General features: G+C 69.2%; 21 protein-coding genes, 1 tRNA gene, 1 other RNA gene, 1 pseudogene and 1 other annotated feature. Of the genes and pseudogenes, 12 read left to right on the top strand and 12 right to left on the bottom strand.

Going from position 1 to position 22,693, the window contains the following annotated elements:
* Positions 1–163 precede the first annotated feature (163 nt).
* Both recR and SPI96_RS09690 read right to left on the bottom strand, forming a co-directional pair.
* Entirely contained in the window at positions 164–763 is a 600-nt protein-coding gene (gene recR, locus SPI96_RS09695; protein ID WP_321082158.1) for a recombination mediator RecR, read from the bottom strand.
* Between the two features lie 106 nt (positions 764–869).
* The gene (locus SPI96_RS09690; RefSeq protein WP_321082157.1) at positions 870–4,394 is read right to left on the bottom strand and encodes a DNA polymerase III subunit gamma and tau; all 3,525 of its coding nucleotides are present in this window, start codon (positions 4,392–4,394) and stop codon (positions 870–872) included.
* A gap of 102 nt (positions 4,395–4,496) precedes the next feature.
* On the opposite strand from SPI96_RS09690, the gene SPI96_RS09685 reads away from it, so the two are divergent.
* Entirely contained in the window at positions 4,497–5,126 is a 630-nt protein-coding gene (locus SPI96_RS09685) for a malonic semialdehyde reductase (RefSeq protein ID WP_321082156.1), read from the top strand.
* Between the two features lie 56 nt (positions 5,127–5,182).
* On the opposite strand, the gene gluQRS is transcribed toward SPI96_RS09685, so the two are convergent.
* Positions 5,183–6,163 carry a tRNA glutamyl-Q(34) synthetase GluQRS gene (gluQRS, locus tag SPI96_RS09680; protein ID WP_321082155.1) on the bottom strand — a complete coding sequence of 327 codons (981 nt, stop codon included), beginning with the start codon at positions 6,161–6,163 and terminating at the stop codon, positions 5,183–5,185.
* 21 nt (positions 6,164–6,184) lie between these two features.
* Positions 6,185–6,281: signal recognition particle sRNA small type (gene ffs / locus SPI96_RS09675), an RNA gene on the bottom strand.
* Between the two features lie 132 nt (positions 6,282–6,413).
* On the opposite strand from ffs, the gene SPI96_RS09670 reads away from it, so the two are divergent.
* The 3 genes from SPI96_RS09670 (at position 6,414) to SPI96_RS09660 (ending at position 9,303) form a co-directional block, all read left to right on the top strand.
* Positions 6,414–6,499: transfer RNA gene (locus SPI96_RS09670), tRNA-Ser, on the top strand.
* Positions 6,500–6,729: 230 nt separating this feature from the next.
* On the top strand, positions 6,730–8,277 hold the full coding sequence (locus SPI96_RS09665) for an alanine/glycine:cation symporter family protein (protein ID WP_321082154.1): 1,548 nt from the start codon (positions 6,730–6,732) through the stop codon (positions 8,275–8,277).
* A 303-nt stretch (positions 8,278–8,580) separates the two neighbouring features.
* On the top strand, positions 8,581–9,303 hold the full coding sequence (locus SPI96_RS09660) for a hypothetical protein (protein WP_321082153.1): 723 nt from the start codon (positions 8,581–8,583) through the stop codon (positions 9,301–9,303).
* Between the two features lie 120 nt (positions 9,304–9,423).
* Here the strand turns inward: SPI96_RS09660 and SPI96_RS09655 are convergent, their stop codons facing one another.
* The 6 genes and pseudogenes from SPI96_RS09655 to SPI96_RS09630 form a co-directional block, all read right to left on the bottom strand.
* Entirely contained in the window at positions 9,424–10,326 is a 903-nt protein-coding gene (locus tag SPI96_RS09655) for a haloacid dehalogenase (RefSeq protein ID WP_321082152.1), read from the bottom strand.
* Between the two features lie 75 nt (positions 10,327–10,401).
* On the bottom strand, positions 10,402–10,698 hold the full coding sequence (locus SPI96_RS09650) for a hypothetical protein (protein ID WP_321082151.1): 297 nt from the start codon (positions 10,696–10,698) through the stop codon (positions 10,402–10,404).
* Positions 10,699–10,860: 162 nt separating this feature from the next.
* Positions 10,861–11,262, bottom strand: coding sequence for a hypothetical protein (locus SPI96_RS09645; protein WP_321082150.1), 402 nt, complete (start codon positions 11,260–11,262; stop codon positions 10,861–10,863).
* Positions 11,263–11,489: 227 nt separating this feature from the next.
* Positions 11,490–12,716: pseudogene (locus tag SPI96_RS09640) on the bottom strand (IS3 family transposase).
* Positions 12,348–12,444 (bottom strand) — a sequence feature (AL1L pseudoknot). (Overlaps the previous pseudogene by 97 nt.)
* Before the next feature lie 45 nt (positions 12,717–12,761).
* On the bottom strand, positions 12,762–13,439 hold the full coding sequence (locus SPI96_RS09635; RefSeq protein ID WP_414601940.1) for an IS3 family transposase: 678 nt from the start codon (positions 13,437–13,439) through the stop codon (positions 12,762–12,764).
* 37 nt (positions 13,440–13,476) lie between these two features.
* Positions 13,477–13,845 (bottom strand): transposase, encoded by a 369-nt coding sequence (locus tag SPI96_RS09630; RefSeq protein ID WP_321082149.1) that lies wholly within the window; start codon positions 13,843–13,845, stop codon positions 13,477–13,479.
* 56 nt (positions 13,846–13,901) lie between these two features.
* Between SPI96_RS09630 and SPI96_RS09625 the strand changes: the two genes are divergently transcribed.
* Positions 13,902–14,246 carry a hypothetical protein gene (locus SPI96_RS09625; RefSeq protein WP_321082148.1) on the top strand — a complete coding sequence of 115 codons (345 nt, stop codon included), beginning with the start codon at positions 13,902–13,904 and terminating at the stop codon, positions 14,244–14,246.
* The gene (locus tag SPI96_RS09620) at positions 14,243–14,476 is read left to right on the top strand and encodes a hypothetical protein (protein WP_321082147.1); all 234 of its coding nucleotides are present in this window, start codon (positions 14,243–14,245) and stop codon (positions 14,474–14,476) included. Before SPI96_RS09625 ends, SPI96_RS09620 begins: the two co-directional genes overlap by 4 nt.
* Before the next feature lie 307 nt (positions 14,477–14,783).
* Here the strand turns inward: SPI96_RS09620 and SPI96_RS09615 are convergent, their stop codons facing one another.
* Positions 14,784–15,851, bottom strand: a complete 1,068-nt coding sequence (locus tag SPI96_RS09615) for a hypothetical protein (RefSeq protein WP_321082146.1) — start codon at positions 15,849–15,851, stop codon at positions 14,784–14,786.
* Between the two features lie 605 nt (positions 15,852–16,456).
* On the opposite strand from SPI96_RS09615, the gene SPI96_RS09610 reads away from it, so the two are divergent.
* From SPI96_RS09610 to SPI96_RS09595, 4 genes are all read left to right on the top strand, one after another.
* The gene (locus SPI96_RS09610) at positions 16,457–17,455 is read left to right on the top strand and encodes an ABC transporter ATP-binding protein (protein WP_414601939.1); all 999 of its coding nucleotides are present in this window, start codon (positions 16,457–16,459) and stop codon (positions 17,453–17,455) included.
* A 17-nt stretch (positions 17,456–17,472) separates the two neighbouring features.
* Positions 17,473–18,201, top strand: coding sequence for an ABC transporter permease (locus SPI96_RS09605; protein ID WP_321082145.1), 729 nt, complete (start codon positions 17,473–17,475; stop codon positions 18,199–18,201).
* An 8-nt stretch (positions 18,202–18,209) separates the two neighbouring features.
* On the top strand, positions 18,210–18,962 hold the full coding sequence (locus tag SPI96_RS09600) for an ABC transporter permease (RefSeq protein ID WP_321082144.1): 753 nt from the start codon (positions 18,210–18,212) through the stop codon (positions 18,960–18,962).
* 197 nt (positions 18,963–19,159) lie between these two features.
* Positions 19,160–19,717, top strand: coding sequence for a recombinase family protein (locus SPI96_RS09595; protein ID WP_321082143.1), 558 nt, complete (start codon positions 19,160–19,162; stop codon positions 19,715–19,717).
* A gap of 153 nt (positions 19,718–19,870) precedes the next feature.
* Here the strand turns inward: SPI96_RS09595 and SPI96_RS09590 are convergent, their stop codons facing one another.
* Complete coding sequence (locus SPI96_RS09590; protein WP_321082142.1) at positions 19,871–20,341, bottom strand: hypothetical protein; 471 nt, start codon at positions 20,339–20,341, stop codon at positions 19,871–19,873.
* 92 nt (positions 20,342–20,433) lie between these two features.
* On the opposite strand from SPI96_RS09590, the gene SPI96_RS09585 reads away from it, so the two are divergent.
* On the top strand, positions 20,434–21,375 hold the full coding sequence (locus SPI96_RS09585; protein ID WP_321082141.1) for a TspO/MBR family protein: 942 nt from the start codon (positions 20,434–20,436) through the stop codon (positions 21,373–21,375).
* 145 nt (positions 21,376–21,520) lie between these two features.
* Entirely contained in the window at positions 21,521–22,648 is a 1,128-nt protein-coding gene (locus tag SPI96_RS09580) for a thermonuclease family protein (RefSeq protein WP_321082140.1), read from the top strand.
* Positions 22,649–22,693 lie beyond the last annotated feature (45 nt).

The following is a 22,693-nucleotide window of genomic DNA, read 5'->3' as shown; positions in this document are numbered from 1 at the left end:
TTGTGGGGGGGCCTGCGGCGCCTGGACACCCCCTGGGGCGGGGGGGCCCCCGGCACCCGCATCGCCTGTGTGGGGGGGGGCCGGACCCGGCGGGGTCGGGGGACGACGGCGCCGCGCACCCTCCCCGGTGGGGGCGCGGCGCCGTCGTATGCGGGGGAGGGGGTCAGCCGCTGATGATGCGGCGGCCCTCGAAGGCCCGGCCGAGGGTGACCTCGTCCGCGTACTCGAGGTCTCCGCCCACGGGCAGTCCGGAGGCCAGGCGGCTGACCCGGATGCCGGTGCCGCCGAGCAGCCGACCGAGGTAGGTGGCGGTGGCCTCGCCCTCGAGGTTGGGGTCGGTGGCGAGGATGACCTCCTGGACGGTGTCGTCCTGCAGCCGGGTGAGCAGCTCGCGCACGTGCAGCTGCTCGGGGCCGATCCCGGCGATCGGATTGATGGCGCCGCCGAGCACGTGGTAGCGGCCCTGGAAGGCGCGGGTGCGTTCCATGGCCATCACGTCCTGGGATTCCTCGACCACGCACAGCTGGGTGGCGTCGCGGCGGTCGTCGCGGCAGAGGGCGCACACCTCCTGCTCGGACACGTTGAAGCACACCGAGCACAGCCGGACCCTGTCCTTCACGGTGCGGATGGCATCGGCCAGGCGGAGCATGTCCGCGGTGTCCGCCTCCATGATGTGGAAGGCGATGCGCTGCGCGGACTTCGGGCCGATGCCCGGTAGACGGCCGAGCTCGTCGATGAGCTCCTGGACGGCGCCTTCGTACACGTCTCACGTCCTTGTCCTGGGGCGGCGGCCCCGATCGTGCGGTGGGGGCCGGCGTCGCCGTGGGGCGACGCCGGCCATGGTGCGTTCGTGTCCGGACCGGCCCGGGTCAGCGGGCGTCGGGGTGGGGCCGCTCCTCGAGCAGGCGCGCACCGAGCAGCCGCTCGACGACGGGCCGACCGACCAGGCCGGAGTCTTCGAGGGTGAGGTCGTCGTCGCTGGCGACGTCCTCCGTCCATTCCGTGGGGGTGCCGGGGGCCGGGGCGGCCGGCTCCTCGGGGCGCGGGCCGCCGCCGCGGGCGGCCTCCCGGGCGGCCCGGATGGCCGCCGCCCTCGGATCCAGGGCGGGGGGACCTGCCGGATCCGCCGGGGCGGGGGCCGAGGCGGAGAGGGCGGCCGCGCTGGGACGCCCCCCGGCGGTCGGGGGTGCGGACTCCACTGGTGCTGCGCCGGTGCCCTCCGGGGCGCTGCTGCGCTCCGCAGCGTTGCCGCCCTGTGCCGGTGGGGTGTGCCCTGCCGGGGTGGCGTTGACGGGCGGGTCGAAGGGCCCACCGGCCTGCACACGCTCCATGAGGGCGGGGTACAGGCTGTGCGGGTGCCCTGATCCGGCCGGTGGCGTGGCGGCGGTGCCGGCGGCCGGGGCGCTGTGCCCGTCGGGCGCTGTGCGGGAGGTGCGGGGGCTGGCGGAACCGGCCGGGCCGCCGTCCTCGTGGTGCTCGGCGGGGACGCCGGGGTCGGGGGTGTCGTCCTGGGTGGGGCGGGCCGGGCTCGTGGGGGTGGGCCCGTCCAGGGAGGCGGCGCCGGGCTGGGGGTCCTCGTACGTCGAGGAGCCCTCCTCGCCGACGTCGGCTGCGGCATCCGTGCCACCTTCGGGAGCCTGCCCATGGGCGGCGGCCCGGCTGGCGGGTGTCTGCGGGGCTGCCTCACGGGCGGGAGCGCCGCGATCAGCCGCAGTGGGTGGTGTGACGGTGCCCGGGGAAGCGTCGAAGCCGGCTGGGCGGGTGGCGCCGAAGCGGGCGGCGAACTCGGCGCGCAGCTCGGCCTCGGGGCGGGCGAACACGGGGATGCTGTGCTCCTCCTCGCGCACGAGGGGGCCGGGATCGTAGGCGCGGCGAGCCTCGTCAGCGCTGGGCGTGGGCGCGGCCTCGGCCGGAGCTGCGGTGGCAGGGCTCTGGCCGGGCGAGGGCGGTGCACCCCAGTCGGCGGGCGTGGGCACGGGGCCGTCCCAGCCGGAGGGGCCGGAAGGGCTGGAGGAGAACTGCGGGGCGGGGGCGTCGGGGCCGTCCTCGGCGGAGGGGACCCAGCCGTCCGGGCCGGGGGAGTCCTCCTGGTCCGAGTCCGGGTCGAACTCCGGCAGCGCATCCCACGGGTCCTCGGGCGGCGCGGAGGCGTCCTCCCAGGCGGGCGGCTCGTCCTCGGGCCGGCCCCAGCCGTCGGCAGAGGGGGCAGGAGCCGGGGTGGTCTCGGCCGCCGGACGGCGCACCCCGGGACGGCCGGAGCCCTCCGCAGACGGAGTCGGCGAGAACGAGGGCATCGGTGACGCCGGTGCGGGGCCACCCGAGGGTGGCGATACGGGCGACGACGGCACTGGCGTCGACGGTGCGGAGCCACCCGAGGGCGGCGGTGCCGGCCAGGACGTGGCCGGCTGCAGACGGCCCTCGGCTACGGGGGACGGCGCGCGCCGGCTCTGCGGACGGAAGGGTGTGGGAGCCTGGCTCTGGCTCTGGCTCTGGCTCTGGCTCTGGCTCTGGCTCTGGCTCTGGCTCTGGGCCGGAGCGGGAGCCGGGGTGGCAGGGGCCTGGGGAGTGGGCTGCTGGGCACCCGGGCGGGGGGCGTCGCCGCCGAGGATGAGGTCCAGCTCGGGGCGGATGCCCAGCACACGGTGCACCGCCTCGGCGAGCACCTGGTCCCCGCCACGGCCGAGCAGGGACCGGCGCGGACCGTCCTGCGCGAAGCCCACGGTGAGGATGGAGCCGTCGTAGCCCGCAACGGACGCGTTGTCCTTCACCAGCATCCACACCAGACGCGAGGAGTCCTCGAGCACAGCCAGCACGTCCGGCCAGGCACGGCGGATCCGCTCCACCTGGCTCGGCTGCGCGGCGGGCTCCGCCGGCCGGGCAGCCCCCTCCGGAGCCGAGACCGGGGCCGGGGCCTCCACGGGCTGCTCAGCAGGCTTCGCAGCTGCCGCCTCCGGGGCCTGTTCCACGGGCTTCTGCCCGGAGGGGACCTCCACGGGGGCCTCCACAGGAGCCTTCACCGGTGCCTGCACCTGTGTCTCCGCGGCCGGAGCCGGCGTCGCCTGCGGGGCAGGCTCGGACTCCGGCTCGGGCCGACGCATTGCGGCCCGGGCCAGCGCGGCGCCGGTGAGCCCGGCGGTCTCCGCCGGGGCCTGGGCGTCCTCCCCTCGCGGGGAGGTGGCGGACCCGCCGCGGGGAGCAGGCACCCCGGCGGCCGGCTCGGCCAGGGCAACGCCTGAGGCCACCCGGCGCTCCAGCGCCTCCAGGCGGGCAGCGAGCCCACGCTGGGTATCGTCCGCAGCGGGCAGCAGGAGGCGGGCCATCAGCAGCTCCAGATGCAGACGGGGGCTCGTGGCACCCACCATGTCGCTCAGGGCCAGATTGGTGACATCCGCCAGACGCGAGAGCTCCGCACGGGACAGCTGACCGGCCTGAGCAGCCAGCCGGCGCACCTGGTCCTCCGGCATGCCATGCAGGATGGACCCTGCCTCCTCCGGCAGGGCGCGGGCGATCACCAGATCACGGAACCTGTCCAGCAGGTCCTCCACGAACCGCCGCGGATCCTGACCGGACTGCACCACCCGGTCCGACACCCGGAACACGGTGGGGGCGTCCTCCGCGGCAATCGCATCCACGACGTCGTCCAGCAGCGCCTCCGGTGTGAAGCCCAGCAGGTCCACGGCCAGGTTGTACGAGACGGACCCGTCCCGGGCTCCCGCGATCAGCTGGTCCAGCACCGAGAGGGTGTCCCGCACCGAACCGGTGCCCGCGCGCACCACCAGCGGCAGCACACCCGGCTCCACCCGCACCTGCTCCTCAGCGCACAACCGCTCCAGGTAGGCGATCAGCGGCTCCGGCGGCACCAGGCGGAACGGATAGTGGTGCGTGCGCGAGCGGATGGTGCCGATCACCTTGTCCGGCTCCGTGGTGGCGAAGATGAACTTCAGGTGCTCCGGCGGCTCCTCCACGATCTTCAGCAGCGCGTTGAACCCCGCCGCCGTGACCATGTGGGCCTCATCGATGATGAGGATCTTGTAGCGGTCCCGCACCGGGGCGAACGTAGCCCGCTCCCGCAGGCCCCGCGCGTCGTCCACGCCGCCGTGGCTGGCGGCGTCGATCTCCAGCACGTCCAGCGACCCGGGCCCGCCCGTGGCGAGGTCCCGGCACGAGTCGCACTCGCCGCAGGGCGTGGGCGTGGGCCCCTGCGCGCAGTTCAGACAGCGCGCCAGGATGCGGGCCGACGTCGTCTTGCCGCATCCGCGCGGCCCGGAGAACAGGTAGGCGTGGTTGACCCTGTCCTTGGACAGCGCCGTCTGGAGGGGGACCGTGACGTGGTCCTGCCCGATCACGTCCTCGAAGCGGTCCGGGCGATAACGGCGGTACAGGGCGGTGCTCACGTCCGGAAGCCTATCGGCCGCGCGGACACGATAGGCCTGCCTCCGCCCTCGGGGAACGCCCAGACCGGGAATGCACGCACGTCACCGCGGGTTGACCTGCGCATGACCACCAAGCCCACCGTCCTGCCCGAGGCCCTCCTGGACCAGCCCGCCCGCGACGCCCTCTTCGCCGGCGCCCACACCACCTACCGGTTCACCGAGGAACCCGTGGACCTCGAACAGGTGCGCCGCGCCTACGACGACGCCCGCTGGGCCCCCACCGCGTTCAACTCCCAGCCCCTGCGCATGGTCGCCCTCACCACGGACGAGGCCAAGGCGCGGATCGTGCCCTTCATGGCCGACGTGAACGCCGAGCGCACCGGCCTGGCCCCGCTCGTGCTCGTGCTCGCCTACGACCAGCAGTGGCACCGCAACGCCCCCACCCTCATGCCCACCCTGCTGGCGATGCAGGAGGTCTTCGAGACCGACCACGTGTGGCGTGAGTCCATCGGCCAGGGAAGCGGGCTGCTCCAGGCCGGCTACCTCACCCTCGCCCTGCGCGCCCACGGGCTGCAGGTGGGCCCCATGACCGGCTTCGACGTCGACGGCGTCCGCGCCGAGTTCCTGGCCGGGCGCGGCTGGGAGCCGCTGATCGTGATGAACGTGGGCCACGCCGCCCACCCCGAGGCTGAGGACGCCGTGCTCCCGCGCGCCGGACGCCTCGAGTTCTCCGAGGTCACCGAGATCCTCTGACCCGCGGCCCCGCGAGGCCAGACCCCCGCCGCGAGGTTCGGGGCCCCGCCGCGCGCTCAGAGCCGCCCGGGGAACACCCACGGCTCGCGCGGCAGGGCGGCCGGGTCGAATGCGGCAACCGCCCCCTCCAGTGGCCCGGCCGGCAGCCCCAAGGACTCCAGGAGCCGGTCCCGCACCCGCTCCGGCGTCCACCGCGGATCCTGCGCGGCCAGGTCCGCGAGCGTCACCGCACCGTCCCGCTTGGCCAGTCGACGCCCGTCCGGGCCGAGCACCAGCGGCACATGCAGGTGCTCCACGGGCGGGGCCGCCTGGCCCCGGGCCGCGCACAGCGCCTGCGCGAGCCACCGCTGGCGCGGGGACGAGTCCAGCAGGTCGTCCCCACGGACCACCTGATCCACCCCTTGGGCGAGGTCATCCACGACGACGGCCAGGTTGTACGCGTACGCGCCGTCATTCCGGCGCAGCACGAGGTCGTCCACCAGGCCGGTCACCTCCCCGTGGAGCAGATCGTGTGCGCTCGCGGTCGGGACCCTTCCGGCCGGCAGCCCCGCCACCTGCGCCGCGTCCACGCGCAGCGCGGCCGGGCGGGCGCGGCGCCGCTCGGCGCGCTCGGCCTCGGTGAGTCCGCGGCAGGTGCCCGGGTAGAAGCCGGGCGGGCGCAGCAGGGTGCCGGAGCCACCGTCGACGGGCGTGCCGGCCTGGGGCGCGGAGCTCGCCTCCGCGATGTCCCGGCGAGAGCAGAAGCACTCGTACACCGCGTCCGGGCCGTGGGCGGCACGCAGGGCGGCGAGGGCGTCGTCGTAGAGGGCGGTGCGCTCGGACTGGCGCACCGGTGCGGCATCCCAGGTGAGGCCGATGGTCCGCAGATCCGCCAGCTGCTCGGCCTCGGCTCCGGAGCGCACCCGGTCCAGGTCCTCGATCCGCAGCCAGAACGCCCGGCCCGAGGCGCGGGCGGCGAGCCAGGCGACCAAGGCGGTGCGCAGGTTCCCCAGGTGCAGCGTGCCCGTGGGGGAGGGGGCGTAGCGGCCGGCTGACATGGGGCCTCCTGGGGGGAAGACGTCGAAGACCCCCCACGCACCTGCCAGAGCCCACCTACCCTTGCTACCTTCCGGTCCTGGGGGAGTTCAGCGGGATGACACCACGTGGGGGGCCGCCTGGAAGCATACAGCAGACTGGGCCGTCCGGCGATCGGCCCGGAGGGTCAGCATGCGGGATTGGCGCCTGCGCCGATGCTCTGGTTATGATGGAGCCTGCCCTGATGCGGTCCGCCGCAGGAGGGCACACCAAGGAGGATTCGCCTAGCGGCCTATGGCGCACGCCTGGAACGCGTGTTGGGTTAACAGCCCTCGGGGGTTCAAATCCCCCATCCTCCGCGGATCGAGAAGCCCCGGGACCCCAGTGGTTCCGGGGCTTTTCGCATGTCTGGGCCGTTTCTGGCAGGGGCGTCCCGCCCGAGGCGCCCGTGTGTCCACGACGGGAGCCTGCGCGTCTCACCTCGCGAGATCCACTCAGGGAGCGGCGTGGTTGCGCGTACTCTTCTCCCATGCTCCGGGCCGATCCGGCCCGGGGCGTGTCATCATCGCCCTCGCTCCCGGAGTCCCCCATGACCTTCTCCGACCTCATTGACGCGGCCAACGGCTACGTCTGGTCCCTGCCCCTCGTGGCGCTCTGTCTTCTGGCCGGCGTCTACTTCTCCCTGCGCACCCTGTTCCTGCAGGTGCGCGGCATCCCGGACATGCTCGCCCAGCTCAAGGACGGCGAGGCATCCCAGGACGGCACCTCGTCCTTCCAGTCCCTGATGATGTCCCTGGCCGGCCGCGTCGGCATGGGCAACATCGGCGGCGTCTCCACGGCCATCGCCTTCGGCGGCCCGGGCGCCGTCTTCTGGATGTGGGCCATGGCGTTCCTCGGGGCCGCCACCTCCTTCGTCGAGTGCACCCTCGGCCAGATCTACAAGGAGCGCGACCGCGACACCGGCGAGTACCGCGGCGGTCCGGCGTACTACTTCGAGAAGGCCTACCGGCACACCTCCTTCGGTGGGGCCTTCAAGGTGTACGCAGTGGTCTTCGCCATCGCCATGGTCATGGCCATGACGTTCTTCATGCCCGGCGTCCAGGCGAACGGCATCGCGGTGTCCATGGGGGAGGCGTGGAACCTCGAGTCGTGGATCGTGGCCGTGGCCATGGTGATCGTGCTGGCGTTCATCGTGATCGGCGGCGTCAAGCGCATCGCCACCTTCGCCGTCGTCGTGGTGCCGTTCATGGCCGCCGCGTACATCCTGCTGGCGCTCGTGGTGTTCTTCGTGAACTTCGACCAGATCCCCGTGGTGTTCGGGGCGATCTTCTCCAGCGCGTTCGGCGTGAACTCCGTGTTCGGCGCCATCCTCGGCCTGGCCGTGCAGTGGGGCGTCAAGCGCGGCATCTACTCCAACGAGGCCGGTCAGGGCACCGGCCCGCACTCCGCTGCCGCCGCGGAGGTCTCCCACCCGGCCAAGCAGGGCTACGCTCAGGCGTTCGCGGTGTACATCGACACCCTGTTCGTCTGCACCGCCACCGCGTTCATCGTGCTCTCCACGGGCATGTACCGCGTGTACTCGGGCGAGTCCATGGACTCCCCGGTGCTCTTCGACGGCAACCTGCCCGCGGGTGTGGAGGTCGGCCCGGCCTTCGTGCAGCACGGGTTCTCCACCCAGTTCGGTGTGTTCGGCCCGAGCTTCGTGGCGATCGCCCTCACGTTCTTCGCGTTCACCACGATCGTGGCGTACTACTACATCGCCGAGGTGAACGTGGCCTATCTGACGCGCAACGCCCGCACTTCCGCCGCGCGCCGAGGCCTCATCCGTGTCCTGCAGGCGATGATCCTCGCCTCGGTGGCCTACGGCGCCGTCGCCACCACGGGTGCCGCCTGGGGCCTGGGCGACATCGGCGTGGGCATCACGGCCTGGCTGAACATCCTGGGCATCCTGGTGCTGCAGGGCCCGGCCCTGAAGGCGCTCAAGGACTACCACGCCCAGAAGAAGCAGGGCCTGAACCCGCAGTTCGACCCGCGCCCCCTGGGCATCCGCAACGCCGAGTTCTGGGAGGAGCGGGCGGACCGCCTGCTCCAGCAGGGCGGCCGCGGTGCCGGCTCCACCGCCGCCGAACGCCCCTGAGCACATCGCGCCCCTGAGCGCTCCGCACCCCGGACGACGACGGGCCCCGACCTCACACGGTCGGGGCCCGTCCTCGTCTGCCGCGCCCGGGCGGGGTCAGCGAGTTCTTCGGATGCGGTGATGGGCTTCGGGGGAGCTCTGCTCGGGGGCATGATCCGAGCTGAGAGAAATGTTACTGTCGAGTAAGGGGAACTTTGTTCTGCCCCATGCTTTTTCCTCCTACTCTGGGGTGCGTGTGTCCTGCGCCGGTCTCCCGACCTGCCCTCCACGGGCACGCCCATCGCTCCCGGAAGGATCCCCCTTATGACGACTGACGTCAGCCGCCGCACCGTCGCCGGCGGCCTCGCGTGGATGGTGCCCACTGTGGCCGCTGTCGCCGCCGCCCCGCTCGCCGCCGCCTCTGAATCCCCCGTCGGCGGTGTCTGGGGCGGTGCCGGTTCCCCCGACCCGAACACCCCCGACCCGAACACCCCGCCCACCCCCGTGGCCGGCACCAGCACCTCCGTGTGCGGCTGCGCCCTGCACTGGACCTCCACGGCCACGCTCGACGTGAACATGGCGGACTACTCCAACCAGGGCTACACCGAGTACAAGAACGACGACTGCGGGTACCTGAAGGTGCACCACTTCACGAACGCCGCCCGCACCGAGCTGCGCTGGCGCGTGCCCTTCGGCACCCCCTACGCGCTGGAGGCCGGCACCACCATCTCGCTCGTGCCCACCTCCGGGAACTGGACCGTCGACCTGGCCGGCTTCACCGACCAGTCCGGGGACGAGTCCTTCGACCGCTTCACCACCATCACCGACCGCTACGCCCAGGCACCGGCCGGTCCGCTCACCGCCGAGATGCGGGACGGCCGCCTCGTGGTGACCCTGCCGGCGATGCCCGCGGACTCGCACGCCCTGTTCACCGTGGTCGGCCGCCCCGTGGCGGGCACCACCGTCACCGGGGACATCTTCGAGGCCACGGCCACCGCCTCCGGCTCCTACACGAGCGAGGCTCGCGCGCAGCTCGGCTGCCCCTGATCCCTCCACCGTCGCGGCGGCCCCGCCTTCCGCGACGGATCTCGCACCGCCACGGGCCCCACCTCCGCTAGGAGGTGGGGCCCGTCTCGTCGATCAGGGCCCTGCGCAGGGCACGCCCGCTCAGGGGTGTGCGGGCAGGTCCGCGAGCACCCGGCGCAGCAGGGAGGCGCCCACCCGCTCGTGGATGTCCTCGGGGGCGCCGAACCCCTGGGCCGCCAGTTCGGCGGCCGTCACCACGGGGTAGGGGACCTCCGGGATGCCGTCGGCCGGCCGCACATCCACGTGCTGCACCTCGAACCCCTGGGCGTGCAGGGCGTCGGCCATCGCGTAGTCGGTGCGGGAGTCACCCACGGTGAACCAGCGTTCGGGGAAGGCGACGCCGGCCTCCGCCAGGAGCGCCCGGCACCGCTGCACGCCGAGGTCCTTGCCGGAGCGGGCGTCCTCCACGTCCACGGAGATGACGGTCGGGTCTACGCGCACGCGCTCGCCAGCCCCGCGCTCGGTGAGTGCGGCCTCGAAGCGGCGGGCGACGTCGTCGCGCACCGGCTCGTAGACGGCCGGGTCGGTGCCCACACCCATCTCGAAGGAGACCATGGCGAGCTTGGTGCGGTCCTCCTCCTGCAGCCCCCGGGCATGGGCCTCGTTCACCTGCACGAGGGCACGGGCGATCCCGTCCTCGAGCACCATGGCCTCGTCCCGGCACACCCAGTCCGGCACCTGTGTGCGGTCGGTGACGGGGGCGACGTCCCCGGCCGGGACCGCGGAGAACGGGAACCACACGGCACCCTTCTCGCAGATGCCGTGGAACGGCGCCTCGCTGAGGTCCACGCGCTCGCGCAGCGGCTCGATCACGTTGCGCAGCAGGAACTCGACCGTGCGGCCGGTGTTGAAGCCGACGGGCACGCCCCGCCGGGCGAGTTCGGCGAGGGCGTCGAGGATCTCCTCGGGCACGGTCCGGGTCTCGGTGGAGGCCAGGGGGCCGTCCACGTCCAGCAGGAGTCCGACGGGGGAGATGGTGGGCATGGCTCCCACCCTAGGGGGTGTCCGGCGGTCGCCTCGAGCGCCCATGGGCCGCGTCGGAGCGGGCGGACACGCCCCTCACCAGGGCAGGCGGGCCGCGGCGTCGCCGTCCTGGTCCTCCGTCCAGACGGCCGGCCCCATGGCCACGGCGCGTCCGAGGGCGGGGGCCACCGTCTCCTCCAGTTCGACCAAGTAGAGGTAGGTGGCGAGGCTCGCCCCCGGCCCGGCGACCAGCCAGCCCAGGGCCGAGGCCCAGACGGGGATGCGCCACCGGCCGGCGGGCGGCTGCGGGGCGGGTGCGGGCGTCGGGGCGGGGGCGGTGGAGGCGGAGCGCGAGGCCATGGAGGGGGTTCGTCCGTAGAGGGAGGTGGGCACGGCTGCAGTCCCCAGGATCCCCGTCCGTCCTGATCCTGTCATCCACCGAGGGGAGGATGGCGTCGCGACAGCGCCGAGGAATCCACTGCGAAAGTGACCCTTCTGAGGGCGGTTTCGGGCGCCAAAAGGGTCACTACTGCAGTCGATTCGGGGGCGGGGGTTTCAGGCGTTCGCGTGCCTGCGGACCGCCTCCACCATCGCCTGCAGCGCCGAGGCCTGCTCCGCGTCCGGGGTCACGACGGTGAACCGCTGCCCGTCGTGTGTTGTGAGGACCAGTGCGGCGGTGCCGCCGAGATCGATCCGCACACCGCGGCGGGAGCGGGCGCGCCCGGCCACCGGCCAGTTGAGGAAGGCGACGCCCGGGCCGACGTCGTCCTGAACCTCCACCGTGGCGAGGGAGCCCAGCGGCACCGTGCGGGAGTACAGCGGGGCGCGGAGCCGGAGCGCACCGGCGGCCGGGTCCACGGTCAGCTCGATGCGGGCTCGCAGGAATGCCGCCTGGACCAGCCACACGACCAGCCCGAGGCTCACGACGACGATCACGAGGTAAGCCGGGGACCGCATCGACGGTTCCAGCAGGGGGAGCAGGACGATGGGCAACGCTGTGACGAACACCAGGGCCCACCCCAGCACCGTGTAGCCGGAGGGACTGCCGCACCGTTAGGTGACAGTTGGGGTGTTAGGCCGCGAGGCTCACGGCCGGGTTCATGATGGTCTCGTATTCGATGGGGGTCAATCGACCCAGACGTGCCTGTCGACGGCGGTGAAGCGCCCTGGGTTTCGTTCCGAGGTCAGGACGCAACGGGCGCTGCGTCTTGGTCGTGAGTGTAGGCCCCCTCGACCTCTGAGGGAGTTCGATAGTCGAGCCCCTCATGCAGGCGGGCGGTGTTCCACCAGTGCACCCACCCCATCGTGGCCAGCTCGACCGCCTGCACGGACTCCCACACCCGCTTGGAGTGGATGAGCTCGGCCTTGTAGAGCCCGTTTACGGTCTGAAGCCAGGGCGTTGTCATAGGAGTCGCCCACGGTGCTCACTGAAGCGCTCACCCCCGCCGTGATGAGCGCGTCGGAGTACGCCAGGGAGACGTACTGGCTTCCCCGATCGCTGTGGTGGATCAGGCCCTGCCGGTCACGGCTGGTGCCGGTGGAGACCAGAGCGTGCTCGAGGGCCAGCAGGGGTAGTCCCGCGGTGTGCAGGCTGCCGGAGACGGCCCACCCCACGATCTTCCGGGAGCAGACGTCGGTGACGAACGCGACGTAGCAGAAGCCCGTCAGGATCCTGACGTAGGTGATGTCAGCGACCCAGAGCTGATTCGGGCGCTCGGCGATGAACTTGCGTTCCACCAAGTCAGGGCGGGCATCCGGCTCCCGAGCAGGCTTTGTCGTGACGGGCTTGCGGCCACGCCGAACCCCCTCGAGGCCGGCTTCCCTCATGAGCCGGGCGACTTGGTCCCGACCGATCTCCCACCCAGCGCGGCGCATCGCGTGGTGCATCTTCCTGACGCCGTAGACGGAGTAGTTCTCCGCGTGGATCCGCGTGATCTCCTTGAGAAGGAGCTCGTCGCGCACTGCCCGCGCTGATGCGGGGCGTGTCTTCGCGGCGCGGTAACCGCGGGAGGTGATGAACCCACATTCCGTCGCGCTGAGCACGCGGCAGATGGCCTCGACCCCGAACTGATCGCGGTGTTCGTCGATGAACGCGATCATTTCGTCGTGGGGCGGTCGAGTTCCCTGGCGAAAAAAGCTGAGGCGGCTTTGAGGATCTCGTTCGCCCGCCGGGCCTCGGCAAGCTCACGCTTGAGACGGCGAATCTCCTCGGCCGGACTCTCGCCAGCAGGCGCCGGTGCCACCTCGTGGCCGTGGCGGTTGCACCACATCCGCAGCGTCTCCTCGCCGGCTCCGACCTGCGGAGCGATGGCCCGGATCGAGTGCGAACGCGGGCCTCCCTGGGTGGCTTGGCGTTCCAGGACCATCCTGATCGCGCGCTCACGCAGCTCGGGGCTGAACTTCTTGGGCATGTTCCGATTCTCCTTCAGTTGGATCGGAACGGAACCCCGGGCGCTTCAGCGGCGGTGATACTTGCGTTCGATCAAGGTGACGATCGCGATCCGGAGCTCGTCGCGGGTCCGCCACCGCTTCCGGTCCAGGACGTTCTTCTGGAGTAGTGCGAAGAAGGACTTCATCGCCGCATTGTCGCCGGCGGCACCGACCTTTCCCATTGAGCCGATGAGGTGGTGACGGTTCAGCGCGTGCACGAACTTCCGCGACCGGAACTGCGATCCTCGGCCCGAATGCACGATGCAGCCAGCGACGTCACCGCGGCGGGAAGTGGCGTTGTCCAGGGCGTTCACCGCCAGTCGCGCCTTCATTCGGTCGCTGATCGAGTAGCCGACGATCCGGCCTGAGAACATGTCCTTGATGGCGCAGAGGTAGAGCTTGCCCTCGCTGGTCCAGTGCTCGGTGATGTCGGTCAGCCACAGTTCGTTGACGTCATCGGCGGAGAAGTCCCGCTTCACGAGATCATCGTGGACTGGTGGCCTGGGACGCTTCCCGTTCTTGCCGCGCTTCTTCCCGAACACGGAGCACCACTGGTTGTCCCGGCAGATCCTCCATGCCGTGCGCTCACACATCACTTCGCCGGCCTCTGCGGCTTCGCCGACCAGGAACCGGTACCCGTACTCGGGGTCGTCGAGACGGCAGAACACGGTCAAATCAGGGGTGGCGAAGGTAGCGTGGTGCACGTCGAGGTCTTCCGGATGGGCAGTGTGAGAACTTCCATCATCGGAGGACCTCGACCCCTACCCGGACACCGACGCGCCAGACCGCCCGCCTACCCCCACAACTGCGAAGAGCCCCTTTTCCCGGCAGGTTCGCCTGGGAGAGGTAGGCAGCGGCGCGGCGGAGGACCTCGTTCTCCTGCTGAAGTAGCCGGATCTGTTTGCGCGCTTCACGCAGCTCGGCCGATTCCTCCCGGCTCTTGCCGGGGCGGTTGCCGTCGTCGATGTCGGCTTGGCGAATCCACTTATGGAGCGTCATTTCGTGGACGCCGAAGTCCTTCGCGATCTGCGCGATGGTGATGCCGTCCTCACGGGACCGGGCCACTCGCACGACGTCTTCGCGGAACTCCTGGGGGTAGGGAGCGGGCATGGTGCACATCCTTCCAGGCCGCCCTGCGGGCAAGCCAGATCAGATGTCATCTATCCATGCGGCAGTCCCATCCTGCCCTGCAGACGGCCGTGGCTGCTCGCGCCGACCTGGTGATTGTGCCCACCGAAGCCAGCCGACTGGATATGTCCCGCGTCTGGGCCACCGTAGACGCCCTGGATAAGGCTGTGCCAGCTGTCGTATTGCTCAACCGCGCCGACCCTCGCACCCGCCTGTACACCGAGGCCATCCAGGCCCTAGCCGACGAAGGCGTACCCCGCTTCGAGACCACCATCCCGCGCCGAGAGGCCTTCAAGCACGCCGCCGGCACGTGGCCCACCCCGAACAACCTCGGCCCCTGGGGCGCAGTCACCGCCGAAATCGAGGAGATGATCGAACAGTGAGCGCCGTGAACAAGCCCACCATCAAGCGTCGCGAGCCCACCGGCGAGACCCGGCCCGTCCCGAACATGTCCGCGGCCTTCCCCGCGCGCTCACGACAGGAGGTCAAGAACACCAGCATCGACCTGCCGACTGACCTCCACGAACGGCTGCGCTTCCTCGCCTTCACTGAGAACACCACCATGAGACAACTCATCATCGACGCCCTAGAGAAGACGTACCCCGCCACTTGAGTATCTCTTACCCAACGTGGTATCTGCCTATTTGCCTACCTAACTACTTAGGCACACCAGTACTGCGGTATCTACCGTTGACTGCTGGGTCCCCGCCATTCCCGGATTCTTACGCCAAGGGCGCACTGTTGGGACCTATTTATCTTGTCCCGACCGTGCCTCACTCTCCGGGCATGGCACAGCCCCCGTTGAAGGTCACCGCACAGTACGTGAAGCGGCGAACTGCCCCGCGTGCCGTGGAAGTCGGTCGTACTACAGCACGCCCTTCTATTCATCCCCGGTATCGCAGCACAGTGATGAGGTTCATTCATGCGGCGTTTTCTGAAGGGCGTGAGAGTATGTTTATACCGAGCTTATCTGAATTCATTTTATATAGGACCTCAGACGCGCCCGCTTCATCGCCGAGCTTCGCCCTAGCTCCGGCTAGAACCTTACGGGCAAGACGCAGCCGGTTTGGACTTGCTTCATTTGCGATCAAAATCTGAGCTTTCTCTGCCAAATTCTGACTTCGAGAATAATCCCCCATCAGGTATGATCCGTACGCCAGGCCAAAGGTAGTTTCTGAGATCGAATAATTGTCTTCGTATTTCGCCTGCTTGTAGTTTTCTTCCCATAGACTTGCCGCCGCAGATTCTTTCCCCATCAGCCATGCAAGACGAGCGGCATTACCGGTAATTTGAGTCCTGTATCTAAGAGCCTCTGATCTACCCATTGCGGATAGATCTTCGACTTTTACCAGAGACCTTGCTCGAGCAATGGTCTCCCACGCTGCATTTATATCGTTACAACGTATCTGCGCCAACGACTTGAGGTTCAGTGTCATTGCAGTCATTGTGTCCATATCAGATTCATTAATCTCGGAGAACCCCCTCTGCACATAGATCCAATTTTCTAGTTCTTCCAGCATGAGCAAAGCTCGCCCGGGGTCGCGTTCTTTTTTTAGAACCAACGCGCAACGCCTCAATTTTGCTACCATCTTGTTGGCCGCCGATGAGGTAAAAGTGTATGCACGCTCGTAAAGAACTTCTGAATATTTCGAATTTTTCTCCGAAATGAGCCCTGCAGCGTAGGTTAGCAGTTTGTAGGAGCGGGATTCGTCTTTAAGGTAGTCCTTTAGTGAGACGGCGATATTCGATGCGCTTTCGTAATCCCCCCATAGCAGGACCAGTGCATCTAGAGTATCTGCGATAAATTCATCGCCAAAAATTTTTTTATCCACGGTAGGGTGTGGAGGTCTATTTTTATATATATCTTGAAGATGCTTGTTGGAAGTTATGCTTAGCTCGTAAAAGTCGGAAGCGTCTGTAAATTTACGCAAGCCTAGATCGGTAAGAAAAGTGGGGGTTTGTATAGTTCTTTCGGACGCAGGATCCATAACTACCCTGGCTCGGCTCACTAGACCGGGATGCCAGTGATTAATGGTGTCACTAGTGTCCAGTATGTATCTAGATGACGCATTGAGAAGACTGTGGATATTCGGAGTTTTCATTTCGCCCATCTTTTTTAAGAAAGGAGGGAGGGCTCCTCAAGAGCCCTCCCTCCTTTGGGTGATCTGATCAGAGCGCCTGGGGTCCGTGGTTCCAGGCCGTGTCGCTCGTGGAGAAGTTCTTGAAAACGTCCTCGAGCTCAACGATGTTCTGAGAAATAGAAGCACGGTCAATCGACATGATGAGTCCTCCTTGGTTCTCCCTACCTCGGATAGAGATAGGGCATCTGGAGAGAGGTGAAGTTGGGCATTCATCATTCTTGCCCGACCATGCCCAGGTGGCTCTCCCCAGTATCGGTCACATCCAGTTGGATGTATGATGTATCTTACACATGCATGGGATGCGTGTCACCTCTGGGTCCGCATGTCGGTTGGAGTGCGGAGGGCGGTGGTGCATGTCGGTTGGAGTGCGGCCGAGGCATGCTGTAGTGGGGGCCGGTGCGCCTCGGGATATGAAAGTATATAAAATTTTTAAGAAAGGTTGTATGTAAATAATGGCTAGCAGGACTGTCTCTGTGTTGGAAGAGGTGCCGAAGCCATCAGTTGTTGAGGCAGTTGACCTCGTGAGGCGCTATAATCATTCTAATCTTCTAGCGGTCGATGGAGTTAGCCTATCGATTGATGCGGGTGAAATCGTTACTGTCTTGGGGCCCAATGGCGCTGGCAAGACCACGACAGTGAAGATGTGCGCAGGCCTGCTTATGCCATCCTCCGGTGCCGTGTCCGTGGGCGGGCGCGATCTCTACGCCCACGCCCGGGGCGACCGTCCTTCCATCGGGCTGGTGCTCGGCGGAGACAGCGGCTTTTATGGACGTGCCACCGTGCGCAACAACCTCCTGTACTTCGCAGACCTGGCCGCCGTCCCCTCGCGGGAGCGCCAGACACGAGTGGCCGAGGCACTGGAGGCCGTGGGACTAGACGATAAGGCAGAATCCAAAGCCGGTGAGCTCTCCAAGGGCATGCGTCAGCGCCTGCATATCGCGCGCGGGCTGTTGGGTCGACCCCAGCTGCTGCTGCTGGATGAGCCCACCAATGGCCTGGACCCGGAGAACTCCCTCATCGTGCGCCACCTCGTCCGGAACCTCGCCGCCACAGGGGTGGCCATCCTGCTCACCACCCACCAGTTGGCCGAGGCTGAAGCCCTGGCAGACCGGATCATCGTGATGCGCTCTGGTCGAATCCAGGCCCAAGGACCGCTGACGGGAATCAAGCAGGCCAGCGGAGTGCACCGCGTCACCACTTTCTCCGCTAACCCTGGCAGCCACTCCCCGGACGCCCTGACTGCCTCAGCCCCGGAGGCCACCGTCGACGTGCAGTCCTTCCACGGCCGCGACCACATCCACCTGCAGTGGAACGACCCCGCTGCCGCAGAGCGCTTCCGCCGCACCCTCGAAGTCTCCGGCGCACTGCCCCAGGACTTCCTCGAGCGGGCTCCCACTCTGGAGGAGTGCTACCTCGCGCTCATCCGCACTGAGTCGCAGGCGGTCGCATGATGGTGCGTTTTCTTCGCATGCTCACCTTCCAGGTAAGCCTGTTCGCCCGCAACTCTTACTTTGCCCAACTATTGCTGACCAGCACTCTCTCCGTGCTGCTGCTGCAGTACGTCGCCACATTCAGTTCCGGGGCACAGGTCACGGAACAGGCATGGCTACGGGCCGGCATGGTCGGCACGTGGACGATGTGCGCGGTCTCCACCGGCCTCATCGGCTTCCAACGCTTCCAGGGAACGCTCATCCATCACGTCGTCTCCCCTCTCGGGGCCCGTACCGCACTGCTGCCGGTCGTCGGCTCGGCAGCCACCTTCGGGCTGTTCGCCTTCCCATTGGCCGGCGCCGCGGCTGCTGTGCTGGGCATGCCTTTGGGCCGTCTTAATTGGTCGTTGGTGTTCGCCATCGCCGCGTTCTGGCTGGCCTCGTTGTCCATGTCCCTGGTGATCGCGGCCCTGTTCGCCCACCACCCCGACGCCCTGGTCTACGAATCCCTGGTGGCCGCCCCCCTCATCCTGCTCAGCGGCATCTTCGGACTGCCGCCACAGCTTGACTTCCTCAACGCGCCATTGCGGGTGCTGCCCTTGAACTCCGCCGTGCACGCCGTGAGCACCGCAGGGCTCTTCCCCACCTTCTGGATGGACATGGCCCTGACCGTGGCGTCCAGCGCCGTGTGGCTCGCCGTCGCCGCTGTTCTGACCTCAATGGCTGTGCGCCGAGCTGTCCAGCACGCCAGCGTGGACCTGACCTGAGGAGCCTGATGTCTCTGTCCTCCCTGCGCACCGCGCTGACCATCGCACTGGCCTCCTCGCCGGCCTTCGCCAATCGCCGCACCCTGGTGATCACCCTGCTGGCCACCCCTGTGCTGAGCACGCTCATGCTCGCCGCCGTCATTGGTTCCATCCCGGGCACTGACCTGCGCGGAGCCGTGTACGCCGGCATCCTCCTGAGCGCCTTCACCTCGGTCATGTCCGGCACCAACGCGACCCTGGCCTACGAACGGCACACCGGTGTCGTGCCCGCCGCCTTGTTCCCCCGCTTCGGGACCCCCGCCTACTGGGTGGCCAAACCCGTGCTGCCCCTGGTCTCTGCTGCACTCGTCTCCCTGATGAGCCTGGGGGCCGTGTTCTTCATGGACCCCGCCCGGGACACCCACATCCTGGCCAGAGCGCTGGTGATGCTCCCCGTGGCCCTGGTGTGCGGGGCGATCATCGGGCTCGCGGTGGGAGTGTTCTCCCTGGTCCTCTCGGACCCCTATCTCGTCTCCAACGTGCTCTCGGGCGTGCTGCCCCTGACGGCCGGCGTGGCCGCCCCTCTGGCCGCCTACCCCGGCTGGTTGCGCTCTATCTCCCAGCTGCTTCCCATGAGCTGGACCGTGGATGCCATGCGCACTGGGGGCAGTCCTTTACCTGGTGAACTCTGGACCACATTGCCATGGGTAGTGCTTGGACTTGCAGGAGTTTTCCTGTCACGCCGCCGGCTCCGAGACGGGCGCGAGGCTAGCTTGTTCTAAAGCGGCTAAACATAATGGGGTTGAACGCCTGGGGAAGCTCCTAGTAATTCATGAGGAACTGGGTCAAGCCTATGCGTCATAGCACCTATACCCCTTTACACATCCCCCGGCCCTACGAGATCATCACGTCAGAGTAGGTTCAGTTCGGACCCGTTGGACACATCTGACGGAGGGTCTAAGACATGGTTGGATAGACCGTGGGGTACGTGCGGGTGAGCTCGGCCGAGCAGAACCTGGACCGCCAGCTGGAGGCAGTGGGGGAGTGCGACCGGATCTTCCAGGACAAGATCTCCGGCAGCTCCCGCGCCAAGCGCGCGGGTCTGGCTGAGCTGATGCGGTACGTCCGCGAGGGGGACCTGGTGAAGGTCACCTCCATGGATCGGCTGGGCCGGGACACCCGGGATTTGTACGCGATCGTGGACGAGCTCACTGGCAAGGGGTGCGCGGTGCAGTTCGTATCCGAGCGGATCACCGTGGACAAGTCCGGTACCTCGCCGGTGGACGGGCTGATGCTGGGGATCCTGGAGGCGTTCGCTGAGTTCGAGCGTCGCCGGATCAAGGAGCGTCAGGCTGAGGGCATCGCCCTGGCCAAGGCGAGAGGTAAGTACGTGCAGGCCCCGAAGCTCTCGGACACCGACGTGGAGCAGGCTCGGATGATGATCGAGATGGGGATCCCGAAGGCTGAGGTGGCACGCACGTTCGGGGTGAGCCGGCAGACGCTCTACACCTCGCTCAAGCGGTCAGCGGGGGAGTAGGGGCTGCGTTACTCCAGTGCTAAGAAAGTCTGAGCCGGGTGCTCATATAGGGCGTATAGTCCGTGATGAAACCTCCCCTTGCGAGGGTCGAGGAAGTGAGCTTCGGGAGTTCCTGCCGGACGGCAGGGCCCGAGGCTCGCGCCACCTTCGGAGTCAGATCTGGACGATGGCCACCTGCTCGCCCAAGATCTTCAGGTACTCGTCACTAGTGACTCGAGCAGTGGTGACCGCACCGCACACCGCGTCGGGGACCCACAGCAACGGCTCTTTCGGACCCTGCAGATGGTCGATGCGCAGCGACGGGCTGAGGCGACAGGCGGGACTGCCGAAAAAATGATGTACCCGCTCGTGTCCGAGCTCGCCGCCGACCAGATCCCGGTCGCGGTGTCCTTGCGGGTCCTCAAGCTCGCCCGCCAGCCCTACTACCGCTGGCTCCAGAACCCGGTGAGCACCGCTGAACTGGAGGCCGCTCACCGGGCGAACGCCCTCCACGACGCCCACCAGAACGATCCCGAGTTCGGGTACCGGCTGCTGCGCGATGCGGCCGAGAATGCTGGCGCTCCGATGGGGGCCCGTACCGCCTGGCGGCTCCGGGGCGGGTGCGGGCGTCGGGGCGGGGTGCATCGGGCCAGGATAGCCACGCGCTCCAGGGCCCTCCCGGCCGCCACCACGTACGCTGGCCCCCGAGCACCCGCACCGACCAGGGAAGAGGTCCCATGAGCCACGTCGTCGACGCCGACCCCCTCGGCGCCCGGCCGTCCCGCCCGAGCCCGTCCGCCGGCCGTGGGCTGTCCTCCCCGGCCGGTCGGCTGCTCATGCTGGCCGCCGTCGTCGCCGCCCTCGTGGGGGCGTTCCTCGGCTCGGGCGTACTGCCCGGCATGACGCCCACGGCGGAGGCCGCCGACGGCTGGCTCGGCCCGGACTCCACCTGGCTGGCCCCGGCCACCCCGGCGTTCAGCATCTGGTCCGTGATCTACGCCGGACTGCTCGGCTACGGGGTGTGGCAGACACTGGCCGCGGCGCAGTCCGAACGCCAGGGGCGCCTGCGCCCGTGGATCCTCGCCTCGCTCGTGCTGAACGTCGCGTGGCTGTGGGTGGTGCAGGCAGGCTGGCTGGGCCTGAGCGTCGTGGTGATCCTGCTCCTGGCGGCTGTGCTGGTCCGGGTGCTCGTGATCCTCGAGACCACCGCCCGGCCCCGGCACTGGGCCGACCGCATCCTCGTGGACGGCGTGCAGGGTCTGCACCTGGGCTGGGTGACCGTGGCGACGCTCGCGAACCTCACCGCCTGGCTGGCCTCCCGCGGGTGGACGGGCGCCCCGCTCATGCCCACCACCTGGGCCCAGGTGATGCTCGTGCTGGCCGTGATCCTGGGTGCGGTGACGGCCGTGTACTCGGGCGGGCGCCTCTCCGCGGCGGCCGCGCTGGCCTGGGGGCTGGTGTGGATCGGTGTGGGCCGGGCGGACGGCTCCGGGCCGAACTCGGGCGCCGTCGCCGTGACCGCATGGGGCAGCGCGGTGATCGTCCTGCTGTGCTGGCTGGCCGCCCTGTGGCTCTCGCACCGCTCCGCCACCGGCGAGGCCCGGGACCTGATCCTGGACGCCCTCGACGGCGGCGACGACCCGGTGGACGGGGTGCGCCGCACAGACCCGGCCCGCTGAGCGCAGCCGAGGGACCACCGGCCTGCCCTGCCACGGGGCTCTGTTTTGCCCCGCCCGGCCCGGCCCGGAATGATGGAGACCTCCGGAGGGCTCTGCCGCACGGCAGGGCCCTCCATCGCATCCCCCCTCTGGTCCGAGGAGACCCATGCCCTCTGCACTCCGCACCCGCGCCTGCCTCGCCGGTGCCTGCCTGTCCGCCCTGGTGCTCGCCGGCTGCACCGCAGCCCCCGAGGCCCCGGCCCCCGCCACGGGCGGCCCGTCCACGTCCGAAACCGTCGCGCCCGCCCCCGTGGTCACGACGCCGGCCCCGGCGGAGCCTGCTCCGTCCTCGCCGGCCGCCGCACCCTCCACGGCGGAGGCCGCTCCGGCGTCCTCCTCGGCCCCCGCGCCTGCCCCCGTGGTCACGACGCCCGCGCCGGCACCGGCGACCACCTCCGAGGCCCTGGCTGCCGCCCCGACCACCCAGCAGGCGACCGCGCAGGCCCCCGCGGCCCTGGCTGCCGCCCCGACCACGCAGCAGGCGACCGCGCAGGCCCCTGCGGCTCCGGCCGCCACCGACGGTGACGTCGCCACCGTGCTGCGGGTGACCGACGGGGACACCATCGTGGTGGACCTCCAGGGTGCCCAGACCCGCGTGCGCCTGCTGAACATCGACACCCCCGAGACCAAGCACCCCACCATCGGCAAGGAGTGCCTCGGCCCTGAGGCCAGCGCCGCGATGGCCGCCATCCTCGCCCCCGGGGACACCGTCCTGCTCAAGTACGACCGCGTGCGCGAGGACCGCTACGGCCGCCTCCTGGCCGGCGTGTACGAGGACGGCCAGCTGGTCAACGCGATGATGGCCCGCAAGGGCCTGGGCGAGCCCGTCCAGTACGACGGCAATGTCCGCTTCCTGCCCGAGGTGCAGGCCGCCTGGAACCAGGCCGCCGCCGAGGGCGTCGGCCTGCACAGCGGTGCCTGCCCGACGACGGCCCAGGCCGCCCCGGTGCCCGCCGCCCCGGCCGCGCCCGTGGCCCCGGCCCCCGCCGTGCCGGCAGCTCCTGCGGCACCGGCCCCGGCGGCTCCCGCCGCGCCCGCCGCTCCGGCCGCCTCCGGCGGCTCCGTGGCCGGCTCGGGCACCACCTGCCCCGCGACCCACCGGGTCAAGGCGAACGACAACTCCGGCATCTACCACGTGCCCGGTCAGCAGCACTACGACGAGACCAACGCCCGCAACTGCTACGCCTCCGCCGCCGCGGCGGCGGCCGCCGGGTACCGCGCAGCCAAGCGCTGAGCCCAGGCCCGGCATGACGAGGCCCCCGGAGGATCATCCTCCGGG

The organism is Micrococcus sp. (assembly GCF_034179925.1).
Classification (GTDB): Bacteria; Actinomycetota; Actinomycetes; order Actinomycetales; family Micrococcaceae; genus Micrococcus.
This window is presented reverse-complemented; position numbering and strand designations above follow the sequence as displayed.

Excerpts from the sequence above, each read along its gene's own strand:
- SPI96_RS09685 (WP_321082156.1), top strand. The coding sequence starts at position 4,497 with ATGACCACCAAGCCCACCGTCCTGCCCGAGGCCCTCCTGGACCAGCCC.
- gluQRS (WP_321082155.1), bottom strand. The coding sequence starts at position 6,163 with ATGTCAGCCGGCCGCTACGCCCCCTCCCCCACGGGCACGCTGCACCTG.
- SPI96_RS09665 (WP_321082154.1), top strand. The coding sequence starts at position 6,730 with ATGACCTTCTCCGACCTCATTGACGCGGCCAACGGCTACGTCTGGTCC.
- SPI96_RS09660 (WP_321082153.1), top strand. The coding sequence starts at position 8,581 with ATGACGACTGACGTCAGCCGCCGCACCGTCGCCGGCGGCCTCGCGTGG.
- SPI96_RS09655 (WP_321082152.1), bottom strand. The coding sequence starts at position 10,326 with ATGCCCACCATCTCCCCCGTCGGACTCCTGCTGGACGTGGACGGCCCC.
- SPI96_RS09645 (WP_321082150.1), bottom strand. The coding sequence starts at position 11,262 with ATGCGGTCCCCGGCTTACCTCGTGATCGTCGTCGTGAGCCTCGGGCTG.
- SPI96_RS09630 (WP_321082149.1), bottom strand. The coding sequence starts at position 13,845 with ATGCCCGCTCCCTACCCCCAGGAGTTCCGCGAAGACGTCGTGCGAGTG.
- SPI96_RS09625 (WP_321082148.1), top strand. The coding sequence starts at position 13,902 with ATGCGGCAGTCCCATCCTGCCCTGCAGACGGCCGTGGCTGCTCGCGCC.
- SPI96_RS09615 (WP_321082146.1), bottom strand. The coding sequence starts at position 15,851 with ATGGATCCTGCGTCCGAAAGAACTATACAAACCCCCACTTTTCTTACC.
- SPI96_RS09610 (WP_414601939.1), top strand. The coding sequence starts at position 16,457 with ATGGCTAGCAGGACTGTCTCTGTGTTGGAAGAGGTGCCGAAGCCATCA.
- SPI96_RS09605 (WP_321082145.1), top strand. The coding sequence starts at position 17,473 with ATGCTCACCTTCCAGGTAAGCCTGTTCGCCCGCAACTCTTACTTTGCC.
- SPI96_RS09600 (WP_321082144.1), top strand. The coding sequence starts at position 18,210 with ATGTCTCTGTCCTCCCTGCGCACCGCGCTGACCATCGCACTGGCCTCC.
- SPI96_RS09590 (WP_321082142.1), bottom strand. The coding sequence starts at position 20,341 with ATGCACCCCGCCCCGACGCCCGCACCCGCCCCGGAGCCGCCAGGCGGT.
- SPI96_RS09585 (WP_321082141.1), top strand. The coding sequence starts at position 20,434 with ATGAGCCACGTCGTCGACGCCGACCCCCTCGGCGCCCGGCCGTCCCGC.
- SPI96_RS09580 (WP_321082140.1), top strand. The coding sequence starts at position 21,521 with ATGCCCTCTGCACTCCGCACCCGCGCCTGCCTCGCCGGTGCCTGCCTG.